The organism is Dactylosporangium roseum, from assembly GCF_025264685.1.
Classification (GTDB): Bacteria; Actinomycetota; Actinomycetes; order Mycobacteriales; family Micromonosporaceae; genus Dactylosporangium; species Dactylosporangium roseum.
Genome location: NZ_CP073721.1, coordinates 3,581,967 through 3,602,407, shown reverse-complemented (window position 1 = coordinate 3,602,407; position 20,441 = coordinate 3,581,967). Strand labels below are relative to the sequence as shown.

At 67.2% G+C, this 20,441-nt stretch carries 20 protein-coding genes and 2 pseudogenes; 9 read left to right on the top strand and 13 right to left on the bottom strand.

The window, feature by feature from the left end:
• Window positions 1-12 precede the first annotated feature (12 nt).
• The 8 genes from Drose_RS16875 to Drose_RS16840 all read right to left on the bottom strand — a co-directional run bounded on the left by Drose_RS16875 (window position 13) and on the right by Drose_RS16840 (window position 8,530).
• The gene (locus Drose_RS16875) at window positions 13-672 is read right to left on the bottom strand and encodes a putative quinol monooxygenase (protein ID WP_260729142.1); all 660 of its coding nucleotides are present in this window, start codon (window positions 670-672) and stop codon (window positions 13-15) included.
• A gap of 93 nt (window positions 673-765) precedes the next feature.
• Window positions 766-1,356, bottom strand: a complete 591-nt coding sequence (locus Drose_RS16870; RefSeq protein WP_260729141.1) for a hypothetical protein — start codon at window positions 1,354-1,356, stop codon at window positions 766-768.
• Window positions 1,356-2,279 (bottom strand): alpha/beta fold hydrolase, encoded by a 924-nt coding sequence (locus Drose_RS16865; RefSeq protein ID WP_260729140.1) that lies wholly within the window; start codon window positions 2,277-2,279, stop codon window positions 1,356-1,358. Before Drose_RS16865 ends, Drose_RS16870 begins: the two co-directional genes overlap by 1 nt.
• Window positions 2,280-2,295: 16 nt before the next feature.
• Window positions 2,296-2,838, bottom strand: coding sequence for an aromatic-ring-hydroxylating dioxygenase subunit beta (locus Drose_RS16860; RefSeq protein ID WP_260729139.1), 543 nt, complete (start codon window positions 2,836-2,838; stop codon window positions 2,296-2,298).
• Window positions 2,835-4,154: an aromatic ring-hydroxylating oxygenase subunit alpha gene (locus tag Drose_RS16855; protein ID WP_260729138.1), complete on the bottom strand. Its 1,320-nt coding sequence runs from the start codon at window positions 4,152-4,154 to the stop codon at window positions 2,835-2,837. The genes Drose_RS16860 and Drose_RS16855 overlap by 4 nt, the downstream gene beginning before the upstream one ends.
• A gap of 40 nt (window positions 4,155-4,194) precedes the next feature.
• On the bottom strand, window positions 4,195-5,070 hold the full coding sequence (locus Drose_RS16850; protein ID WP_260729137.1) for a VOC family protein: 876 nt from the start codon (window positions 5,068-5,070) through the stop codon (window positions 4,195-4,197).
• Between the two features lie 128 nt (window positions 5,071-5,198).
• Entirely contained in the window at window positions 5,199-7,649 is a 2,451-nt protein-coding gene (locus Drose_RS16845) for a hypothetical protein (RefSeq protein ID WP_260729136.1), read from the bottom strand.
• A gap of 164 nt (window positions 7,650-7,813) precedes the next feature.
• Window positions 7,814-8,530, bottom strand: a complete 717-nt coding sequence (locus Drose_RS16840) for an IclR family transcriptional regulator (protein ID WP_260729135.1) — start codon at window positions 8,528-8,530, stop codon at window positions 7,814-7,816.
• Window positions 8,531-8,629: 99 nt separating this feature from the next.
• On the opposite strand from Drose_RS16840, the gene Drose_RS16835 reads away from it, so the two are divergent.
• The gene (locus Drose_RS16835) at window positions 8,630-8,968 is read left to right on the top strand and encodes a Rieske 2Fe-2S domain-containing protein (RefSeq protein WP_260729134.1); all 339 of its coding nucleotides are present in this window, start codon (window positions 8,630-8,632) and stop codon (window positions 8,966-8,968) included.
• Window positions 8,969-9,078: 110 nt separating this feature from the next.
• Here the strand turns inward: Drose_RS16835 and Drose_RS16830 are convergent, their stop codons facing one another.
• Complete coding sequence (locus tag Drose_RS16830) at window positions 9,079-10,371, bottom strand: IS4 family transposase (protein ID WP_260729133.1); 1,293 nt, start codon at window positions 10,369-10,371, stop codon at window positions 9,079-9,081.
• 193 nt (window positions 10,372-10,564) lie between these two features.
• On the opposite strand from Drose_RS16830, the pseudogene Drose_RS16825 reads away from it, so the two are divergent.
• A pseudogene (locus tag Drose_RS16825) lies at window positions 10,565-11,108 on the top strand (transposase); the annotation flags it as partial.
• 29 nt (window positions 11,109-11,137) lie between these two features.
• Here Drose_RS16825 and Drose_RS16820 read toward each other — a convergent pair.
• The 3 genes from Drose_RS16820 to gabT all read right to left on the bottom strand — a co-directional run bounded on the left by Drose_RS16820 (window position 11,138) and on the right by gabT (window position 14,877).
• Window positions 11,138-11,707, bottom strand: coding sequence for a hypothetical protein (locus tag Drose_RS16820; protein WP_260729132.1), 570 nt, complete (start codon window positions 11,705-11,707; stop codon window positions 11,138-11,140).
• 273 nt (window positions 11,708-11,980) lie between these two features.
• Window positions 11,981-13,447, bottom strand: a complete 1,467-nt coding sequence (locus Drose_RS16815) for an NAD-dependent succinate-semialdehyde dehydrogenase (protein WP_260729131.1) — start codon at window positions 13,445-13,447, stop codon at window positions 11,981-11,983.
• Window positions 13,448-13,539: 92 nt separating this feature from the next.
• Entirely contained in the window at window positions 13,540-14,877 is a 1,338-nt protein-coding gene (gene gabT, locus Drose_RS16810; protein WP_260729130.1) for a 4-aminobutyrate--2-oxoglutarate transaminase, read from the bottom strand.
• A gap of 125 nt (window positions 14,878-15,002) precedes the next feature.
• On the opposite strand from gabT, the gene Drose_RS16805 reads away from it, so the two are divergent.
• The gene (locus Drose_RS16805) at window positions 15,003-15,920 is read left to right on the top strand and encodes a LysR family transcriptional regulator (protein WP_260729129.1); all 918 of its coding nucleotides are present in this window, start codon (window positions 15,003-15,005) and stop codon (window positions 15,918-15,920) included.
• Between the two features lie 498 nt (window positions 15,921-16,418).
• Here Drose_RS16805 and Drose_RS16800 read toward each other — a convergent pair whose 3' ends face one another.
• The gene (locus Drose_RS16800; RefSeq protein ID WP_260729128.1) at window positions 16,419-17,828 is read right to left on the bottom strand and encodes an IS1380 family transposase; all 1,410 of its coding nucleotides are present in this window, start codon (window positions 17,826-17,828) and stop codon (window positions 16,419-16,421) included.
• Between the two features lie 126 nt (window positions 17,829-17,954).
• Here Drose_RS16800 and Drose_RS16795 point away from each other — a divergent pair, with 126 nt between their 5' ends.
• The 6 genes and pseudogenes from Drose_RS16795 to Drose_RS16770 all read left to right on the top strand — a co-directional run bounded on the left by Drose_RS16795 (window position 17,955) and on the right by Drose_RS16770 (window position 20,086).
• A complete protein-coding gene (locus Drose_RS16795; protein WP_260729127.1) occupies window positions 17,955-18,215 on the top strand; it encodes a MerR family DNA-binding transcriptional regulator in 261 nt (86 codons plus the stop codon).
• Window positions 18,216-18,219: 4 nt separating this feature from the next.
• Window positions 18,220-18,747 carry a GyrI-like domain-containing protein gene (locus tag Drose_RS16790; RefSeq protein ID WP_260729126.1) on the top strand — a complete coding sequence of 176 codons (528 nt, stop codon included), beginning with the start codon at window positions 18,220-18,222 and terminating at the stop codon, window positions 18,745-18,747.
• Complete coding sequence (locus Drose_RS16785) at window positions 18,744-19,286, top strand: GyrI-like domain-containing protein (protein ID WP_260729125.1); 543 nt, start codon at window positions 18,744-18,746, stop codon at window positions 19,284-19,286. The genes Drose_RS16790 and Drose_RS16785 overlap by 4 nt, the downstream gene beginning before the upstream one ends.
• A 90-nt stretch (window positions 19,287-19,376) precedes the next feature.
• Window positions 19,377-19,757 (top strand): DNA alkylation repair protein, encoded by a 381-nt coding sequence (locus Drose_RS16780; protein ID WP_260729124.1) that lies wholly within the window; start codon window positions 19,377-19,379, stop codon window positions 19,755-19,757.
• Window positions 19,718-19,984 (top strand): annotated as a pseudogene (locus tag Drose_RS16775) (DNA alkylation repair protein); the annotation flags it as partial. The gene Drose_RS16780 and the pseudogene Drose_RS16775, both read left to right, overlap by 40 nt.
• Window positions 19,985-20,086 carry a DNA alkylation repair protein gene (locus Drose_RS16770; protein WP_260729993.1) on the top strand — a complete coding sequence of 34 codons (102 nt, stop codon included), beginning with the start codon at window positions 19,985-19,987 and terminating at the stop codon, window positions 20,084-20,086.
• The last annotated feature ends 355 nt before the right edge of the window (window positions 20,087-20,441 follow it).

Here is a 20,441-nt window from a genome sequence, read left to right as displayed (position 1 = left end):
GTTGTGATGGCTTCAGCCCAACCACCGCACGGTGCCGGGAATGAGGTCGGGCCCTTCGGCGGTCGGATGCCACCATCCGTAGCTGCAGTCGAACTGGGCGAACCGATAGAACTCGACCGTGTCCGTTGGGTGAAGGGTCGTGGTTGGGGGCGTCCCGGTCCGGAGGCGGAGGTCCCAGTGCCGGTCGTAGAGATACTGATCACCCCAGAGTTCGAGGAGTAGATGGCGCGCGGGATCCTCGACGGACACGAAGTACTCGAACTGCTCGCACCCTGGCTCGCGCAACGTCTCCAAGGTCTGGATGTCGTTGGCGAAGTCGGACTCGGCAGGGGCACTGAACGCGTAGAGCACGCGCACCGGCCGGCTGTTGCCCCAGCCGATGCGGTGATCCGGTTCCTCGATCGGATGCCAGACACCATCGGTCCGGGTGAATCGAGTGAGCGGATAGAGCTCACTCGGCTGTGCATGATCCTGCCAGAACGGTTGCCCGGACTCGAAGGCACTGAAGGAATGCTCCGCATAGCCCGTCTCGGTGGGCCACAGCTCGAGAACAAGGGTGAACCCGCTCGCGGAGACGAAGGAGGTGGCCTCGACCTCCTCCGGCAGGGAGGAACGGTGAGTGTCGACTGCCGAGCCCGGCGCACTGCCGAAGTAGTGAATGGCGCGGAGCATCGCTCATGCCTCCCGGCGGAGTCGGTGGGTGCTCTCCCATGGCGCAACTCCTGCGTCGGCGAACAGTGGGCTCACGGTTGCCTCACGGTCCACTCAGCCTCGGACCAGACAGGCGACGGCGTCGTGGCTGGTTCCGCCCAGAGCAGTGACCAAGACGCGCTGGTGTGGTGCCTCATGAATGCCGACGACGAGCAGCGACCCACCCGCAGGGGAGACAACAGGACTCTCGGAATCGGCCCTTCCGACCAGCCACCCGAACGCACTGTGTGCGCGCGTCGACGCGACCAGCGCTGAGGTGTCGCCGTCGGCGACGACCAGCCCGATGGGCGACGTGCCCCCGGTCCGCCATGCATCAAGCAGTTGGTCTTCGGTGAAGCGCTCGGACTCGATCGGAGCCTTGAGATGACCGCTGAGTGCCGGCCACCACCACACCTCTTCGGCGTCCCAGTGTGCCTGCTGTGCTGCTTCGTCCCGGTACACCATGACGTGGAGGTACGCGGCGAGTCCGCTCCGGTCGGCAGTCCGCTCCCGGAAGAACCCGTAGATGGCGGTTCCGGGCTCCTGGCGCCCGACCTCGTCCACCTGCCTGTGGATGTCCGTCTCGAACGCCGGCGTGCCGCGCTCGTCGACGAACAGTCGGAGCAGCCCTCCGACACCCCAACCGGTCGCGCTCGGCTCGCTCATCACGCCACCGCGCCTGGACCGCCAAGCAGGAAGTCCCGCACGATGGCGTCGTGCTGAGCCGGTTGCTCCCAGTGCGGCCAGTGTCCAGCGTCTTGGATCACGACGAGCGTCGCGTTGGGTAGGAGTGAAGCCAGCCGAGCACCGATCTCCGGCCCGTCCCCGGGGTTCTTGTCGGTCCACATGACGAGGGTCGGGACCGTGAGCGCGGCGAGATCCGACTCCTGGTATTTGGGGGTTGGCTCGTCGTCACCGGGCTCCGACATCCGCCGCATCATCTCGGCGATCTCAGGCAACGCATACAACCTCAGTCGCAGGTTGACCAGCTCGTCCGTGACGCTCTCGGGCGAGGCGACGAGCCACTCCATACGCCGTCTCATCGACTCGAAGGATGGCTGCGTCACGGCGACGCGGGAGAGTCGCGTGAGCTCCGACTCCGGCACGTTCCGGCGCATGTACACCGAGCCCTCAAGGTCCACGCTGCCGAACCCCGTGCTCAGAATCAGCTTGTCGACGCGATCGGGCCATCGGTAGGCGAACTCGAGGCCGATCCCGGCGCCCATGGACTCGCCCTCGATGCTGACGGTGGGCAGGTCCAGGGCATCGACGAGGTCCAGCAACCCTTCCGCCTGGATGTCCAAGCGCTTGTAGAAGCCACTGACCCAGGGCTCCTTGCTGGAGAACCCGTGATAGAGGGCGTCGACGGCAATGACGCGGAAGTCCTGACCGAGCGTATGCATGTTCTTGGCGAAGACGTCGGCATGGCCGTTGCTGCCGTGCAAGAGGATGAGCGGCTTTCCGGTCCCGTACTCGATGATGCGGTGTCGCCAACGCTGGCCATGGACAATGCGCGTCTCGCAGCCAAGCAGTAGCTGCGCCACGGTGGGGGGCGTCCCGAGGGAAGCCGGTGAGGAGACGGTGGTCATGCGATTCCTTCCAGCCTCAGAAGAGGACACTGATGCCGTCGGCCAGGATCGTCGTGTGGTCGAAGGTCACCGTTCGCGAGCAGATGGCCCAGCCGTGGTCGCCCGAGTCGCGCCGGATCAGGTCGTCGCGTGTTCCGAAGAAGTACTGCTCGTCCCGCTCCCGCCGCGACACATAGACGAGGAAGTTGCAGCGGACACGCCAGACATCCGGATCGTCGGTGCCATCGACTTGGACGTTGGTGATGAAGCGACGTGATCGCGACGCGGGGTACTCAACCCAGGCCCGATCGGTCTCGAGCCGGCGGACCCGCACATTCAGGGAGGCAGAGTCCTCGTCGAAGATGGCAGCGCCGTCAGCGCCGGCGATCTCCAAGTGGGCCTCACGGGGCCAACGGTTGAGGCGAGTCGGCGCCCAGTAGCGAATGTCCTTGCCGAAGAAGCCGAGCCAGGCTCGATAGTCCCGGTCGTCGAGGGCACGGGCTTCCGCATAGACGAAGTTCTCCAGCTCGTGCCGGCGGAGCAGGTCGTCGAGGGTGGTCGTCCCGTTTGCGGTCGTCATCGCGACGGCCCCTGTGCGCTGTCGGCTCCCAGCCGGGCGGGTGACTCGTTCTGTCCGGGTGCTGCCCGCATGAGCTCCCCCCATCGGGAGTAGAAGCCGCGCGCAGCCATCTCTGCAAACATGCTGTTGTGCACGCGTCCCGGACCGTCGAACCCGTCGACGGGCGCCTGCTCGTGTCCAAGGGCCATGGCGACGTTGAACCGGGACTGGCGCGCCCGCCGACCGGCAAGAATGCGCTGAATCTCGACCAGGTTGACGCCGTCATCCTGCTCGATATAGCCGGCAGGGCTGAAGGTCTGCAGGATCGACTTGCGCCACGCGTCCCGTACGTCCGCGGGTGCCTCTTTGGGAACAAGACCCCACGCCCATACCTCGACCTGACCGGGGCCGCGCGGGTGCCAGGCGCGCACCGTGTGGTAGCCGCTGAGGAAGGAGAAGTTCGGGAACACCGTCCCGTGCCCGCGCATCCGGGCTCGGTAGTACCCGAGTCGGGCTTCGGCGCTCGGCAACGTGGCGACCCGGTACCGATCGACCACGGGACCGGCAAAGTCCGGGTACTCCACGATTGAAAAGCCGTGGCCATGACCCATCGGGGAGGAGAATTGGTACCCCGCGAGACTCTTGAACGGGTCCACTTCATCGGGGTCCGCATCGTCCCCGGCAAGCGCCATCAGTGCAGAGACATGTGTCGTCTCACTGTGGTACAGGTCGCCACAAAACTGCTCCGACGGCAGCTTCCAGTTCGTGTTGATGACCCACTTGTGGACGCCGGGGATCGCCTCCAACCCTCCGTCCCAGCGGTCGAGGAAGGCGTCCAAGTACCAAGCCATGTCGCCGAGGTAGTCGGTGAAGTCGACCGCGTCCGGGTCCCAGTTGGCGAAGACGAGCCCCTTGTACTCGGCCACGCGCGGCGCCTCGTGCAGGCCAAATCTCGACCGGTCCAGGTCGTTGAAGTACGCATCGGCCAGGTGGGGAACGCCGGCCAACCCGCCGTCGAGGCCATAGACCCAGCCGTGGTAAACACAGGTGAAAGCCCGAGTCACGCCGGCGTCGGCCGTGCACACCCGCATGCCGCGATGGCGACACTGGTTCAGGAAGACCTTCAGGCTGCCGTCCTTCTGGCGCGCGACGATCACCGGGTCCTCACCCATGTAGGTGCTGTAGAAGCTGCCCGTACCCACGACCTCGCTCGAAGGGCAGAGGAAGAGCCAACTGCGTCCGAAGATCGACTGGAGCTCCTGCTCGTAGATGGCAGGGCTCGCATAGATCTCGGTACTCACCGAGCCGTCCGTCGGATCAAAGAGCTTCTGTTCCATCGTGTTCCTCTTCATGCCGTCAATACCCGATTGCCCTTGATCACGGTCGCTTGTGACCCCAGATACTTCCGCCCTCGTGCCAGTTGACGCTCCAGGGTTCGGTGACGTCGATGCCCCCTGTCGCGAATTCGATTTCAAGACCTTCCAGCGGAGTCTTGAGATAGAAGGAGATCGCCAGGTCATTCGTATGGCGCCCCGGTTCGGAGAGCACCGTTGCGGGCAGCGCCCGAGCCTTGTCATACACGCAACCAAGGTCATCTATGTCGTCGACCTCCAACATGAGGTGGTCGACCCGTGGAGTGCTCCCGGCCTGGAAGGCGACAGTGTGGTGCCGTTCGTTGCAACGCAGGAAGGCCAGTCGGCCCGGTCCGTCGCCGATGTAGTCGCTGATCCTGAAACCCAGAACCTCGGTGTAGAACGTGACCGACTCGACGAGGTCCGGAACGATGAGAACGACGTGTCCCAGCGCCCCCAGACGATGGTCGCTGTACGTGATTCCTGACGACGGAAGGGCACTGTCGCTCTCTTCGGGCACGGCCCAGGTGAAGCGAAGGTCGTTGCCGGCAGGGTCCGTGACGTCAACGTATGCCTCGCTCGGCCGACCGGTCGGCAACGGCCATCCGGAGCCCCGGCCGTGCGGGATCGAGAGTTCCTCGAAACGTCGCGTCAAGCGATCGAGCTCGGCCTGGTCTCCGACGCGGTAGACGATTCGCACAATGCGATCGACGTCGGCCTCTCGGACCACAACGCGATAGCGGGCCCGATCCGCGCGGAGAAGGAGGGCGGCTCGACCGTCAGCGTCCACGGACTCGGTTGCCAGGCCCAAAACTTCTTCGGCAAGAGACTTCCACGCTCCAAGTCGAGTCGTGTCGATCTCGACGAACGCGAGCTCTAGTGCGAAGTCGAACACCGCCATCCTCCCTCACGATCTGCGGCCCAGGTAGCCAGACTCCCACCTGGCCACGCCCAACCGGCGGGAGCGTTCCGTCTAGCTGAACGCCATCTTCAAGAGCCGAATCCCGAACCGAAGCGCAGCAGGAACGCTCACCCGGCCTGGCTCCTTGAGCGTTCCGATGTCGCCACTCGAAGTCGCGCGGCAAGTGCCAGAAGCGCTTCGTAATCAGTTGCCAGGACGTACATTCCGCCCCTCATCGCGACATCGGCGGCCGAGCCGACAAGGTCCGTGTTCCGGGCCGCCTGCGTCCCCAGCAGCGCGTGTCGGGAGACCCGGAGCTCGAGCGTCGAGACCCCCGTTCCCCCGGATCGGATGGAGCCCGCCGGGCCGGCACACGGAGTCGCGATTCCCCACCCCGACTCCGCCCGCTGCACGCGCACTACGGGCGAGCCTGACTCCGTCGTGGCAACGATGGTCCGCGGTGCAACGCCGTCATGGACCGTGCAGGAGACGTGGAACCCGCGAACCGCCAAGCTCCTGCACATGTATGGCGCAGCCATCGGATCGCGAGCGTTACGGATGCTCAAGGTGGTTGGCCCAGCCCCGGCCATGGCAACGACGTCGACCAGCCGCATACCCATCACGGCGAGCGACTGGCCCCTCAGGTCGACCACGCCATCGTGCAGGGTCGCGCCGAGTCCGCCGAACCCCCCAGGTCCAGTGCCGTCGGCCCCACCGGTCAAACCTGTCCCACCTTCCTCCCCAGACAAGCGGGCAGCCAACCTCCGAACGATGTCGATCCCGCAGCCGAACTCCGCCTGGGTCCACACGATCAGCTCGGCGACCTCGCTGGTCATGGCCGACGGAATGCGCAACGCGCGAAGCACGTCGTGCATTGACCGGCGCAACTCGGGGTAGGCGACCTGGATCTGGCGATCGACGCGGTCGAGCACCAGACCCTCCGCAGGAGACGGGTGGCATGCAGGAGTCCGATCCTGACCAAGAGGCTCGACGGTTGCGGCGCAGGTCGCCGGCGCCACCTCGACGGGTACGTCGTCCTCGAACAGGCTCATAAAGACCCCGGCGAGCCACAGATCACTCGCGGGCTTCGGCCAGCGGGTGCCAAGACCGGTCAGGAAGTACCGGATGACGTCGGCAGGAGCGAAGTGTCGCGAAACGAGGTTCGCCGAGAGTTCGGTGTAGGGGACACGAGCGGCCAACTGCACTCGAGCCACCACCCCGGTCAGTTCGGGGTGCGCCAGCAGGAGTCGGCCCACCAGAGACCTTGGGTCGCTATGCGAAAGGAACTCGCCGAGCCGCCGGACGGCGGAGGCGACGTCGACGAACGTCTCGAACTCCGGGCCCGGATCCACGGCCCGCTCCCCACGGCGATTCTCACCGTTTTCCGACGACTTGTACCAGAAGTGCGTGCGATCGACGTCCCCCGCGCGCCCGAGCGCGAGCGCCCAGCCGAACCGGGAGGTGAGGATCGTGGCCAGCTCGGCAACGGTCATCTCCGGGCGTGGCTCGACGAGGTAGCGCATAAGCCCAGCGACGATCGGCATGCTCTCGGTCGCTGCGGCGGGATCCGAGTCGATGACGGCTGCGGCGGCGATCGCCGCAGCGAGGGTGGGGACGTTCTCCGTGAGCAACTGCTGGACAGGCCGGTAGTTCCCCGCGCACGCACTGGCCACCAGGTGATCGATCCGGGTGTCCAGGGCGGTCGCCGTCTGCTCGTCAACGAGGTCGATCGCCTCAGCCCGGTGCGCGTCCAGGCTGTGCGCGAGTCGTTGTCCCAGACCCTCCGTCGCCGCTCCCCGGGCCATGCCCGCGCGTCCGTGCGCCAGTACCAGCTCGCGGCCAACGGTCATGGCGGCCAATGTTGTCGGCCACCGAACCAGGGTTGCGATAGTGCCGATGCCCGAGGAGTTCCCGACGCCGACAGCGCGGCGAAACTCGCCCGGCAGCCGGGCGGCGAATCGGTTTCGGGCCACGGCCGCACCTTCGACCAGATCGAACGAGGCCAGCTTCCACAGGAACAACGTGAGCAGGTCGAGGTGGTACGGATGGCCCAGCGGACCCTGCTCGTCCAGGGAGAGCCACGGAATCGTTCCGTGCCGACCGTTGCCGTAGAAGCCTGCGTTGCGGACGAGGTAACCACCGTCACCCAACACCGAGCGAACCTCTGGTGTCGTTCCGCGGGCCAACAACTCAATCGTGTGGTCGAAGGTTCTGGAACTGCGGTTCGCGAACGACCAGCCCAGCGCGGAGGCGGTCGTGCGCCCCTTCCAGCCGCGGGCGACCTGCTCGGCGTGCTCGGCATACAAGGTTGCGCGATCCACGGAGCCCGGGAAGACCACGCCGTAGAGATCGAAATCATTCTCCCGAAGCCGACCCGCTCTCGTGCCGGTGTCGGGCCGGACCACTGATCTGGCGCCGAACGTGAAGGTCTCGCCCGGGGTGATGATGCGATAGGCGAGATCCCCACCGGCCTGCTCGTCCACCTCGCAGTGGAGCCGTTGAAAGCCCCAGTTCTCAGTGGCGATCCTGCGCACCAGCGTCGCCTCGAAGCTCGCGCTGCTGGTCAGTGCGGTCCGCATGCTCGCAGGGCTGAGCACCAACGACTCGGGGCGGAGCCAGCCGAGCGCTGGGCGCCACCGGGAGAGCTCGGCGGCCCCGTGAGCCGCCTCGATCCACTGGCCCAGCAGAACGGCCTCCGGACGCCTTGCGTCGAAGCTATCTCGCTCAGATCCCTTCCCCGTGGTCATGATGCCTTGAGCCCGTCCTGCAGGCGCATACCGATTGCGCGTGCGGCAGTCAGCACCGCTCCGGCGTGCGCCTCGGGGTCCATGACGCCCAGTTCCCCCGAGATGGAGATCGAGGCGACGGCCGCACCCCCGAAGTCCAGGATCGGGCTCGCGACGCACACTATGCCCGGGCTCGACTCCTGCCGGTCGAAGGAGATCTGCGTCGCGCGGATCTGGTCCAGTTCGCGCTCGAGCTGGCGGTGCAGAACGGTGGTCTGTGAGGTGAGCCGCGGGAGCTCGGCGGCCGGTCGCCAGTCCTCACGGAAGGCCGCGAGCGCCTTCCCAAGGGCGGTGGCGTGCGCCGGGATCCGGGCACCGACCTTGGACGGCAGTCGAGCCTGCAGCGGCACGCCGATGTGTTTGTCGATGTAGAGGACCTGGTCGCCGTCCAGGACGCCGACGTGCACCGTCTGCCGCGTGTTGTTGCGCAGGTGCACCGCATGGGCCCGCGAGGCGTCCCGCACTGACTGCGCGACATGCCAGAGCGTGCCCAGCTCGAAGAATCTCAGGCCGACACAGAGGCCGCCGTCCGAGGAATGCTCGAGCAGGCGCATGGCCACCAACTGCCCCGTGAGGCGGTGGGCCGTCCCCTTCGGAACACCGGATCGACGCGACAGCTCCGAAAGCGACATGGTCGGGCGCTGCGGGGTGAAGGCGGACAGGATCGCGTCCACCTTCGACAGCACGCTGGGATACCGGTTGTCCTCGATTCGCACACGCTCGCCCATGCACAGACTCTGGCATGCACCATGCAAGTATGCAAGCATGCAAGCATGGATCTGAGCGCGGAAACCGTCGGGAACTGGATCGCCACCGGAGTGACCATCGAAGCCGTGCGGGATGAGCCCGTCTACCTGCCCATGGATCCGCCACGCGCACTGGCGCGCGTCGGCGAGACGATCCACTGCTTCGAGGACACGTGCACCCACGAGGACTTCTCCTTGAGCGAAGGGTTCCTCGCCGGAGACGTGATCGAGTGCGCATATCACTTCGCCCGGTTCTGCGTGCGTACTGGTGAGGTCCTTACGCAGCCGGCGCGACGGCGCCTCTTGACCTATGCGGTCAAGTTGGAGGCCGGCGAGATTTACGTGTCGAGTGAGCCGCGCCGGTGAACAGATCTGCGATGATCACGGCGTACGGCGCGGCACGGGACTCATTGACACCGGTCCCCTGAGTGCCCGTCTAGCCTCAATGCCGGGTAGTTAAGGGTCGGGGCTGGTCGTCAAGGGGGTTCGGCGAGGATCGTGAGGCTGATGGTGGCTTGGTAGGTGCGTCTGTCGATGTTCGGGCCGCGGGCGTTGTATTTGGAGATTGCTCGTTTGACGGTGCGGGCGTTGACGCGGAGCCGTCGCTCGGGCAGGAGATCGTTCAGGACGAGGCGGCCGATGTTGCCGACCAGGTCGATGACGGTGTCGGCGATCACCCCGGCGGCGTGCACGATCTGGTCACGGGCAGCGTGCAGGGCGATGGTGAAGCTGGCCCGGTCAGGGTCCACTGCGGTGTCGCTGTTGGTGGCGTCGGTCATGGCGGTGCGCAGGATCTGGTAGGTGACCAGCAAGGCGTGGATCTCCTGGTCGACGCCGGCCGGGGTCCGGGCCCGCAGGACCCGGCCGCCGAGGATGCTGGACTTGATCTCCAGGTAGGCGGTCTCGATCTCCCACCGTTCGTGGTAGAGCCGCAGCATCGCGGTGGCCGGATGGGCCTGCGGGTCCAGCAGGGTGGTGATCAGCCGGTAGACACCGGTGACCGTGCCGGCCTTGGTCGCGATGCTGATCTCGGCGTCGATGACCCGTACCGGCTGGCCGCCGAACACCGATCGGTAGGAGCCGTCCCGGAAACGGTGCAGCATCGGCAGTTTCGGGCCGCCGCGGCCGGTCTTGGCCCGCACCAGCAGATGCGCCTGCCGGCCGGTCACGATCTTGAGCAGATGCCCGGCGGCGAAGTTACGGTCGGCCAGCAGCAGCACCCCGGCGGGCAGCCGGGCCAACAGATCCCTGGCATAGGTGGTCTCGCCGCAGGTGATCGCCCCGAACACCGCGTCCATCACCGACCGGGTGCCACACGCCATCACCGTCACCAGCCGCAGCATCGGATAACCCGACCCGCCGGTGCGCCCGCCGCGCTGCTTGCTGAACCGGGTCAGGTTCGCCGCGCTGTCCGCCGCGAACAACATGGTCCCGTCGATCGCGCAGACCAGCAGCCCCCGCCAGCGCACCGGCCCCGCCATCGCCGCCGCCGGGCCGCGCAGCAGGTCGAACAACGCCCGCAACGGTTGCGGGCCGACCCGCCGGCGGGCCTTGGTCAACGCGGCCTCGCTCGGGTACGCGACCGGCAGCCCGTCCAGACCGGCGACCAGACGCTGCCACACCTGCCGATACCCCAACTCGGCGAACAAACAACCCGCCAGCAGCAGATACACCACCACCCGCGACGGCAGATCCCGCACCCGCCGCTGCATGCAGCGGGTCTGAGCAAGTACGGCATCGACCATCTCGAACGGCACCTGCTGGGTCAACTCACCCAGATGACCCGGCGCGAACGGACCTGCCGCGACCCGCACCACACGCGTAATGACAGACTGAACCAACAGCGGGACTCCCGGCAGCAAGGCATGTCTTGGCGGACGTACCTCTCTACCGGAGTCCCGCTGCCCACATCCACACCAACACACCACTTGACCAGCCACCGCTGGGCTTAACTACCCGGCATTGCGTCTAGCCTCGGCCCTTCAGATCACCGAACCGATCCGGCAGGCGATCCTTTCCGCCAAATAGCACAGCCGGTGGGTGCCCGCCCTCGACACCGGCGGTGAACCCCGCCACGGCGCCGAGATCTGCGAACTGACCGGCCTGCTCCCCCGACGACGGTACCCGGCCGGGACCCGGTTCATCGTGCGCCGCGAGCGGCCGCACCCCGCGCGCAACTGTCACTGTTCAACACCATCGAAGGCATGCGCTACCGGGTCATGGCCACCGACACCGCATCTGGCGGCGGTTCTGTCCAGCACCTCGAAGCCCGTCACCGCGGCCACGCCCGCGAGGGCACCGGCTTCGGCCGATTCCCTCCCGCGTCTTCGCCATCAACGCCGCCTGGCTCGAACTGGCCCGCACCGCCATCGATCTGCTCGCCCGGACCCGGACGCTGCTCCTGGACGGCGGCCCGACCGCCGCCGAACCCAAGAAACTGCGCTACCGGTTGCTGGACGCCGCCGCCCGCATCACCCACACCGCCAGACGAACCAGGCTGCGCATCCCATGATCGACATTTAGCGAAGAGCGAGGCTAGTGCCTGAGCCAGACCTCCGACTGCGCAAGGAATGCCGAGGACGACGGGGTGCCGAACCAGTCCTCGGGCAATGCCATCCCCGCGGAGGAGACACCGTCGACAATCATCTGCGCCGTCGTGGCCGGCACGTAGCAAGAGCTGTGGCTGTGCGTCTCGTTCGACTCTAGCTCGGTGTTGCCCCACACCGGCGCCGACAAATCGTCCCAGATGACATCCACTTGATGATCGCCGTCGAACGCTGCGGTGACTGCGAAGCGTCGGGGAGTTTCGTTGTGCACGGTGAACGTCGCAAGGACGAGCTCGCTCGCCTTTGTCGTGAACGGTGAATCCGCCGACTCGAGCTCGTCCAGCAGCCAGGCGGCCATGTTCAGGTTGTCAGTCAGGAGCCTGGGCGCGTTGTCGGTGGCGCTGCTCCAGAAGAACAGGGTCGAGCCGGGGCCGTGCTCGGACCACTCGACGCTCCAATGACTCGCGTGCCCCACGAGCTGGTCCTGGTCGTAGAGCTTCATCCAGTTGTTGGCGCCGGAGACGCGCACTTGCTGGGGCGCCAGAACGTGCTTGGCCATGGCGATCCACCTTTCCCTCGTTTCCCGGGTTTGGGCCCCTGCCAACTGTGGCGGGTGCCGTGTCGGCGCACCTGCTTTCGTTCCGGTGAGTCGACCGCGGGACCCACCCCGGCGGTCGACGCGGTACGCCCGGCCCATGCGGGAGACCTTTACTACGCTCAACGCCCGGCCCGGCAAACAGCTCGGCTTTCACACCAGTCGGTCTCCGGACATGCCGGGGCGGTTTACTGGACCCGCCCCGCCGAAGGCCCACGTTCATTCATCCGAGCTATGTCAGGGGGCGATGCCGAGATACGTCGTCTCGAGGTATTCCTCGATCCCTTCGAAACCGCCTTCGCGGCCGAAGCCCGATGCCTTCATCCCGCCGAAGGGGGCGGCGGGATTGGACACGATTCCCGTGTTGACGCCCACCATGCCGTACTCGAGGGCCTCGCCGAGCCGCACCATCCGGGACAGGTCCCGGGTGAATATGTAGGCCGCGAGGCCATACTCGGTATCGTTGGCTCTCGCTATCGCCTCCGGCTCCGTGGTGAACGTGCCGATGGCTGCGACGGGGCCGAAGATCTCCTCCCGGACTAGGCGGGCGTCCGTCGGTACGTCGGTCAGCACCGTTGGCGCATAGAAGTAGCCTCGCTCCCCGAGTTCCTCGCCGCCACAGGCGATCCGGGCGCCCTTGCGGGTGGCGTCGTTGACGAGGGCGGACACCTTCGCGACCGCGGCGGCGTCGATCAGCGGGCCGACGCTGACATCATCCTGCGTGCCGCGACCGACCGGCATTGCACTCATCCGTTCCGCCAGTCGGGCCGCGAAGGCATCGGCCACGGACTCGTGCACCAGAAACCGATTGGCGGCCGTGCACGCCTCGCCGGTGTTGCGCATCTTTGCCAGTATCGCGCCGTCCACGGCGGCGTCCAGGTCGGCGTCCTCGAACACGATGAACGGGGCGTTGCCGCCGAGTTCCATGGACAAGCGGAGGAGCTGTGTCGCCGACTGCTCCACGAGGGTGCGACCGACGGGCGTGGAGCCGGTGAAGGTGAGCTTACGGGCACGCGCGTCGCGCACCAGTGGCTCCATGACCTCGGCCGTGCGGGTTGTGGTGATGACGTTGACCACCCCTGCCGGCACACCCACTTCGCGCAGCAGCTCCGCCAGCGCGAGCATGGTCAGCGGCGTCTGAGTGGCCGGCTTGACGACCATGGTGCAGCCCGCCGCGATGGCCGGGCCGATCTTGCGGGTACCCATGGCCAAGGGGAAGTTCCACGGCGTGACCATGAGGGTCGGTCCGACCGGCTTCTTCACGGTCAGCAGGCGGGTGGCGCCGTTCGGGGCGGTCATCCACCGCCCGGAGACGCGCACTGCCTCCTCGGAAAACCAGCGGAAGAACTCTGCCCCGTAGGCGACCTCGCCGCGCGCCTCCGGCAGGGGCTTGCCCATCTCGAGCGTCACGAGGGTGGCGAACTGCTCGGTCCGTTCGACGAGCTTCTCGTATGCCACGCGGAGAAGTTCTGCTCGCTCGCGCGGCGGCGTGCGAGCCCAGCGCTCCTGCGCTCGCGCGGCAGCCGCCAGGGCTGCGTCGCCGTCGGCGACGGTCGCGTCGGCGACGGACGCGATGACCAGACCGGTCGACGGGTCCTCCACATCCACGTGTGCCCCGTCGCCCGACTCGCGCCAGTCTCCGTCGATGAACAGGCCGGTGGGAACCGATGCGACGAGTTCAGCCTCGGCGGGAGTGAGCGACATACGGATCTCCTTGGTTGACGACGGATGCGGGGAGCAGGACCGCCATTGGGCGGCGAGACCCGTCGAAGTGGCCCCTCCCCGCGAGAGGCTGCTCAGGCGTGGGTGACGAAAGCACGCTCGAGGATGTCGAGCCCTTCGTTGAGCAGGTCGTCCGAGATCGACAATGGGGGCAGGAACCGCAGCACGTTGCCGTAGGTGCCGGCGGTGAGCGTCACCAAGCCTTCGCGGTGGCAATGCTGGTTGACCGCGGCGGTGAGCTCGGGGTTCGGCGTGGTGTCGCCGCCCCCGCGGACGAACTCGATGGCGAGCATCGCGCCGCGGCCGCGGACGTCGCCGATGACGTCGAAACTCTCGGCAAGCCGGCGCAGCCTCGTGGTGAAGAGCTCCTCGATCGCGCGGGCCCTGGCCGGCAGATCCTCGGCCTCCATGGTCTCGATGGCGGCCAGCGCAGCCACACAGGCCACCGGGTTTCCGCCGAAGGTGCCCCCGAGACCGCCGGGGTGCACCGCGTTCATCACGTCCGCGCGTCCGGTGACTGCGGCCAGTGGCAGGCCGCCTGCGATGCCCTTGGCGGTGGTGATGAGATCGGGCACGACGCCTTCGTGGTCGCATGCGAACCAGTCTCCGGTGCGGCAGAAGCCGGTCTGGATCTCGTCGGCGACGAGCAGAGCGCCGTGCTTGTGGCACCAGTCGGCGATGAGTTGCAGCCACCCGGCCGGCGGCACGATGAAGCCACCCTCGCCTTGGATCGGCTCGATGACAACCGCTGCGACGTTCTGCTCGCCCACTTGGGTATGCACCTGCCCGGCGAACGCTTCGAACGCTTCGCGGGCAACGTCATCGGCGGCGCCGCGCCAGCGGTAGGGATAGGCCATCGGCGCGCGGTAGACCTCGCCGGCGAACGGTCCGAAGCCCTGCTTGTAGGGCATCGACTTGGCGGTCAGAGCCATGGTGAGGTTGGTGCGCCCGTGGTAGGCGTGGTCGAACGTGACGACGGCGCTGCGCCCGGTGTAGACCCGCGCGATCTTCACAGCATTCTCGACGGCCTCGGCGCCGGAGTTGAACAAGGCCGAGCGCTTGTCATGGTCGCCGGGGGTGAGCCGGGCAAGCTTTTCGCAAACCGCGAGGTACTCCTCATATGGCGTTACCATGAAGCAGGTGTGGGTGAAGTCCCGCACCTGCCGCTGGACGGCCTCCACGACGCGCGGGTTCGACGCCCCGACGGTCGTGACCGCAATGCCGGAGCCGAAGTCGATCAATTGGTTGCCATCGACGTCGACGAGGATGCCGCCGCCCGCTCGCTCGACGTACACCGGAAGCCCCGTGCCCACACCGGCGGAGACGGTCGCCAGCCTGCGAGCCTGCAGCTCCTGCGACCTCGGGCCGGGGATGGCAGTGACGACTCGGCGCTGTTGCTCGACGGCGGCCATGGCGCTCCTAACCGTGGGAGGGATAGGGGGTCCACCGGCTGTCCCGGCCCGCCCAGCGTGCGCCTTGACATGGCATGCTGTCCAATGCCTGATTTGCCTTGTGTCCATGCCCGGGAGGCATGCCGATGGAGCTACGCACCCTGCGCTACCTGCTCGCGGTCGAGCGCGCCGGGTCGGTCACCGCCGCGTCGCGCGTCGTCCACGTGACGCAGCCCTCCTTGTCCCGCCAATTGCGCCAGCTCGAGCGCGATCTCGGCCTCATCCTGTTCACCCGGGACGAGGGCCCGCTGCGGCTGTCGGCCGCGGGCCGCGAGTTCCTTCCAGCGGCCCGACGACTCGTGGCCCAAGCAGACGAGGCGCTGGCCACGGCGGCAGCCATCGCGGCGGGACGCATGGAGCACATCATCATCGCGGCGCCCGGTACGACACTGACCGACGTGGTTGCTCCGTTCCTCGCGACGCTGCGCGAGGACGACCCGATGCCCTCTGTTCGCGCGGAGATTCCCACGGTCGTGTACGGCACCCTCGAGCATGGCGCCGACCTCGCGATCGGCACCACCCCTCCCCCGTCGACGCTGACCGGGTTGGCCCTGGCGAACCTGCCAGTGTTCGCCTACGTTTCGCGCACCCACCGGTGGCGCCATCGCCGCGCTCTGCCCATCGAGGACCTCGTGGGCCAGCGGCTGCTTGTCCAGGACCGGGAATTCCACCCCCGCCGGGCGCTGGACCAGGCAATGGCACGGGCGAGCTTGGCGTACGGCGAGGTTTACGAGTTCGACACGGCCGAGGTGGCACAGGCCGTGGCGGCCTCCGGCAAGGGCGTAGCGGTCGTGTCGGACGACCCGAGGTTCGGGCTGCATCCCCTGGTGCTCGTGGGAGGAGACGGACCGGTGCAGATCAGCTTATGGGCCGCATGGCGTATCGACCACCACGGGGCGACCACGATAGAGCGCATCGCCGGGCGGCTGCGCGAGTTCTGCATCGACCGCTACGGTGAGCAGGCCCGTCCGGCGGCCCCGGGGAGGCCCCCACGGTCAACCTGACCCTCAGCAGCCGGCCCTGAGCCAGGACGGCCCAGACAGCGACGTCGATCTCCTCGTCGCTTTTCCACCCTCGACCGGCCCGCGTGTCCTCGCCGCGAACAGCGTCCAACGGGCGAGGGCGGCTGTCGCCGCCGGAGCTTTGCCGCGCTTGACCCTACCCCTTGTGCAGGCGACATGCTGGCGTCAGGCGGCACGGATCCGCTCGCGGGCGGAGCGATCGAGACGGCAGGCGGTGCGCCCTTGACCCGCACGGGCCTTTTGCCTACGCACGCCTGGATGCAAGATCCACGAACCGTTCGCATCCCATCTGCCCCGGTCTTGCGAGGCGGGTGCGGCGTTGGTCGCGGGTCAGACTAGCCTCGGTCTTTCGCTAGGTGTTGATCAAGGGTCGTGTCCGGTGTGTTGATCTTTCATCGCTGGGTTTCGGTATCTGGGCGTGGTGACGGCCCGGCGTGTGGCCGGGTTCCTCCGGATGTTCGTCGGGTCTGGGTGTGGTGCTCAGGTGATTGGTTGCGGGAGTGCGGTGAGGCGGTCGAACGCGGTGACGAGATCCGTTGCCCAGGGCCAGGTTTCGGCGATTCGTAGCCGGGTTTGGCGGGCGGTGTGGGTGATCCGTGCGGCGACGTGTAGGAGCCGGTAGCGCAGCTTCTTGGGTTCGGCGGTGGCGAGCGTGCCGTGCAGGAGGAGCATCTGGGTCCAGGCGAGCAGGTCGATGCCGGTGAGGGCGAGTTGCAGCCATGCGGCGTTGATGGCGAAGATGCGGGACGGGAACCGGCCGAAGCCGGTGTCCTTTCCGGTGCGGATGCGGTCTTCGACGCGGGCGTGGCCGCGGTGGCGGGCCTCGAGGAACTGGATGCTGCCGTTGCCGGGTGGGGTGTCGGTGGCGAACACCTGATGGCGGAGGCCCTCGACGGTGTCGAACAGCGACAGTTGCGCACCCGGGTGCGGTTCTTCGCGGCGGACGATGAACCGGGTTCCGGGTGGGTAGCCGTCGTCGGGGACGAGGCCGGTCAGTTCGCAGATGTCGGCGCCGTCGCGGGGTTCGCCGTCGCTGTCGAGGGCCGGCACCCATTGCAGGTGCTGTTTGGCGGTGAGGATCGCCTGGCGGATCGGTTCGGTGATCGCGACCCCGACGGAGAACCGGGCGTCGATGCCGGTGGCGCGCAGGTTGCGGATGTGGGTGAGCAGGCCGTGGGTGCAGCCGGCGGAGTCGGACCGGATCAGGATCGGGGTGCCGTGCCGGTACTCGTCCGGGATCTGGGTGAGGGCATCGTCGAGGACGGTGATGTGGTCGGTGGTGGTGTTCGACCCGGTCCGGCCTTCGCGCAGCAGCCCGGACAGCGCTTCGCGGGTGTTGTCCAGGAAGCAGAACATCGGGTGGTACCCAAATGACTTCTTCCAGGTCGGGGTCGCTGCCTCCTTCTCCGAGTGGCAGATCACGATGGAGGCGTCGATGTCGAGGACCAGACCTGGGACCGGTTGCCCGGCCGCGGTGGTCTGTGGCAGCCCACCGGACGTGTCGATCCGTTGAGCCCATGCGATTTCGCGTGCTTGTGCTCGCGCAGTGGACAGCCGGCGCAGCACCGCGCTGTCCATGATGGACAACAGCCGCCACGCTGTCGGGTCGGACGCGACCGGACCGAACAGGGCTGCCTGGTCCCGCAGCACGGCCAGGTCGCAGATCGCCTTGCCGCCGTCGGCGAGCGTCACCGCCAGATCGACCGCGATCCGACCCGGTTCGTGGCCGCCACGACGCTGCCGCAACCCGGCGAACGCTTCACTGCACGCCCTGGTCAGACCCGTCGCATCAGCGATATCGGCGAGCAGCCGGGCGCCGGCGTGACCGACCACGCCACGACCGTCGGCGCTCACCACGATTCTCGGACGCGTTCCGGTACGCTTCACCATGCAGGTGCCCTCCGGGCGGGATGGACAAGGACCCTCGACAAGTCCTATCTTCCCAGCTCAGACGGCACCTGTTCTCTATTGACCCAGCATCTGGACAACCCTTAACGAAAGACCCGCGCTAATGGCGTGGACGGGGAGCTGATGCCGATCGGGCGTTTCGCGCGTTTGTGCCGGCTGAGTGTGAAGCAGCTGCGGCACTACGGCGATGTGGGCCTGTTACGACCGGCGTGGGTCGATCTGGATTCGGGCTACCGCTACTACCGATCCGGGCAGGCCCGCGAGGCACTGTCAATCGGCTTGTTGCGCTCGCTTGACGTCCCTCTGCCGGTGATCGGGCAGGTGCTGGCGGGCAGGGGGCATCGCCGGCGTGCTCGGTGGTGTGCGTGATCGGATGGAGGCCGATCTGCTTCGGCGTCGCCGGATGCTTGCCACCTTGGATCGAGTCCTTACCGATGGCTTGCCGCAGGCCGAGGTCCGGCTGGGCCGCGAAGACGCTCGCCCGGTGGCGACCACGCAGGATGCGGGAACCATCAGCGAGATCTCAGTTGTGACCTCGGGCTGCGTAGCGCGTCTCACCGCAGCGCTCGCAGCGGCGGGCGTACAACCATACAGGCCCTTGGTCGGGCTGTTCCCGTTGGACATCGCCGAGCAGGCGACGGTGACGGTCGCCGCGCAGGTTGAGCAGGAGGTTCCCGGGACGACGCGAGGCATCCTCAGCGGCGGGCTGTTCGCTGTGGCCACCTATGTCGGCCCCTATGACCAGGTATCCCTTACCGCACACGCCCTACTGGCCTGGACCGGCGAGCACGGCCACACGACGCGCGGCGAGCTGCGCGAGGTCTACGTCTGCGATCCGCGGCAGACCGCCCCGGATCAACTGGTAACCCACGTCATGATCAAGATTGAGGAGAGCGAGTGAACGACTGGTATTCGGCATCGGACAGGCCCGAGTTGGTCGAGTTCGGGCCGGTACGCGGGTTGGGTGTGACTGGCGTGGGTCAGCCTCGCGGCGCCGAGCACATGGCCGCCATCCAGACCCTGTGCGCGGTCGCCGTGCCGCTGCTGGCCGACGCGCCACCAGCGCTGGAGGGACGCTGGTGGGTCGAGGATGACCGGCCGCCCCTGACGGTTCCGCGCTCGCAGTGGCGCTGGCATCTGTTCCTGCGCCTGCCCGAGTCGGTCAAGCCGGCTCGGGTGGACGAGGCAAGGGAGATGACAGGGCTGAACAGCGCGGCGCGAGTCCAGTTGGTCACGTTCACCGAGGGTACGTGTGTGCAGGCGATGCACCACGGTTCCTACGACGACGAACCGGAAACCCTCGCCCGGATGGACCTCTTCATGGCGGAACAGGGCTTGGTGAACAATGGTCTGCACCACGAGATCTATCTGTCCGATGTGGCCGAGATCGATACGGCGAAGATGCGTACGACCCTGCGCCAACCCGTTCGTGCGGCCTGAACGTGCTCGCGCGGCCGATTGCCTCATGTGCTCAGGTGGTCCGGCGGTGGTCGACGTCGGTGCCGGCGGCCCGCGGTAGGTTGCAGAGTCATGGCCACGACCGCCGACGTCCGTCATGCACTCGCCAGCCTGGCCGACCCGCGTCGGGCGAAGGAAGTGGCCCGGTTTCTGCGGATGACTCCCGGTGGGTATGGCGAGGGTGACCGGGCCATCGGCGTGTCGGTGCTCGAACAGCGCAGGGTGGCCGGCCTGTACTGGTGTGATCTCTCGCTGGCCGAAACAGCGAACCTGCTGACCAGCGGTGTGCATGAGGAGCGGCTGACGTCGCTGTTCATCCTGGTACGCAAGTTCGCAAGGGGAACGAGGAAGAGCGCGGCCGGGTCTTCAACCTCATCCTGGCCAACACCAGCCGAATCAACAACTGGGACCTGGTGGACTCGTCGGCACCGTACATCGTCGGTCCGTGGCTGATCGGCAAGGACCGCGGCGTGCTGGATCGGCTGGTCGAGTCGAGGCTGCTGTGGGACCGCAGGATCGCCATCATGGCGACGTTCGCGTTCATCAAAGCCGGAGACTTCGACTGAACCTTCCGGCTCGCGGAACGGCTCCTACACGACCCCCACGACCTCGTGCACAAGGCGGCGGGTTGGATGCTACGTGAGGTAGGCAAACGCGACCGAACGGCGGAGGAGGAGTTCTTGGCACGACACCATCGGGCCATGCCACGGGTCATGCTGCGGTACGCGATCGAGAAGTTCGAGCCGCAACGACGTGCGCAGTACCTCACCGGCGTGGTCTGAACAGGCACCCTCCGATTGCGACGGAGGCCGGCACGACGGTGCGCGCGCTCGGGTGCTGCTGCGGTTCACACCGCTGGGTCCGCCGCGACCGTCTGCAAGCGTGGGGTTGACCCCCGACAACCCGCTCCCACGACAAGAGAACGGTAGGTAATCGCCCGGTCCGGGCGGTCGTGATACCCGAAGCCCTTGTGACGCAAGGAGAAGGTGTAGAGCCACGGTATGAGGGTGGTCCTTCCACACATCACCTTCATGGGGCCTGTGCCGAGGATGAGTGTCACATGCACCGCTACGCTCCGTGGGGAGACCGCGTACGACCATGTGCACGAGGTATCGGCGTGCAGCAACCCCGGCAGGT

Excerpts from the sequence above, each read along its gene's own strand:
- Drose_RS16860 (WP_260729139.1), bottom strand. The coding sequence starts at position 2,838 with ATGACGACCGCAAACGGGACGACCACCCTCGACGACCTGCTCCGCCGG.
- Drose_RS16845 (WP_260729136.1), bottom strand. The coding sequence starts at position 7,649 with ATGCGGACCGCACTGACCAGCAGCGCGAGCTTCGAGGCGACGCTGGTG.
- Drose_RS16855 (WP_260729138.1), bottom strand. The coding sequence starts at position 4,154 with ATGGAACAGAAGCTCTTTGATCCGACGGACGGCTCGGTGAGTACCGAG.
- gabT (WP_260729130.1), bottom strand. The coding sequence starts at position 14,877 with ATGGCCGCCGTCGAGCAACAGCGCCGAGTCGTCACTGCCATCCCCGGC.
- Drose_RS16800 (WP_260729128.1), bottom strand. The coding sequence starts at position 17,828 with ATGGTGAAGCGTACCGGAACGCGTCCGAGAATCGTGGTGAGCGCCGAC.
- Drose_RS16870 (WP_260729141.1), bottom strand. The coding sequence starts at position 1,356 with ATGAGCGAGCCGAGCGCGACCGGTTGGGGTGTCGGAGGGCTGCTCCGA.
- Drose_RS16875 (WP_260729142.1), bottom strand. The coding sequence starts at position 672 with ATGCTCCGCGCCATTCACTACTTCGGCAGTGCGCCGGGCTCGGCAGTC.
- Drose_RS16780 (WP_260729124.1), top strand. The coding sequence starts at position 19,377 with ATGGCCACGACCGCCGACGTCCGTCATGCACTCGCCAGCCTGGCCGAC.
- Drose_RS16850 (WP_260729137.1), bottom strand. The coding sequence starts at position 5,070 with ATGGCGGTGTTCGACTTCGCACTAGAGCTCGCGTTCGTCGAGATCGAC.
- Drose_RS16805 (WP_260729129.1), top strand. The coding sequence starts at position 15,003 with ATGGAGCTACGCACCCTGCGCTACCTGCTCGCGGTCGAGCGCGCCGGG.
- Drose_RS16865 (WP_260729140.1), bottom strand. The coding sequence starts at position 2,279 with ATGACCACCGTCTCCTCACCGGCTTCCCTCGGGACGCCCCCCACCGTG.
- Drose_RS16790 (WP_260729126.1), top strand. The coding sequence starts at position 18,220 with ATGGAGGCCGATCTGCTTCGGCGTCGCCGGATGCTTGCCACCTTGGAT.
- Drose_RS16835 (WP_260729134.1), top strand. The coding sequence starts at position 8,630 with ATGGATCTGAGCGCGGAAACCGTCGGGAACTGGATCGCCACCGGAGTG.
- Drose_RS16820 (WP_260729132.1), bottom strand. The coding sequence starts at position 11,707 with ATGGCCAAGCACGTTCTGGCGCCCCAGCAAGTGCGCGTCTCCGGCGCC.
- Drose_RS16815 (WP_260729131.1), bottom strand. The coding sequence starts at position 13,447 with ATGTCGCTCACTCCCGCCGAGGCTGAACTCGTCGCATCGGTTCCCACC.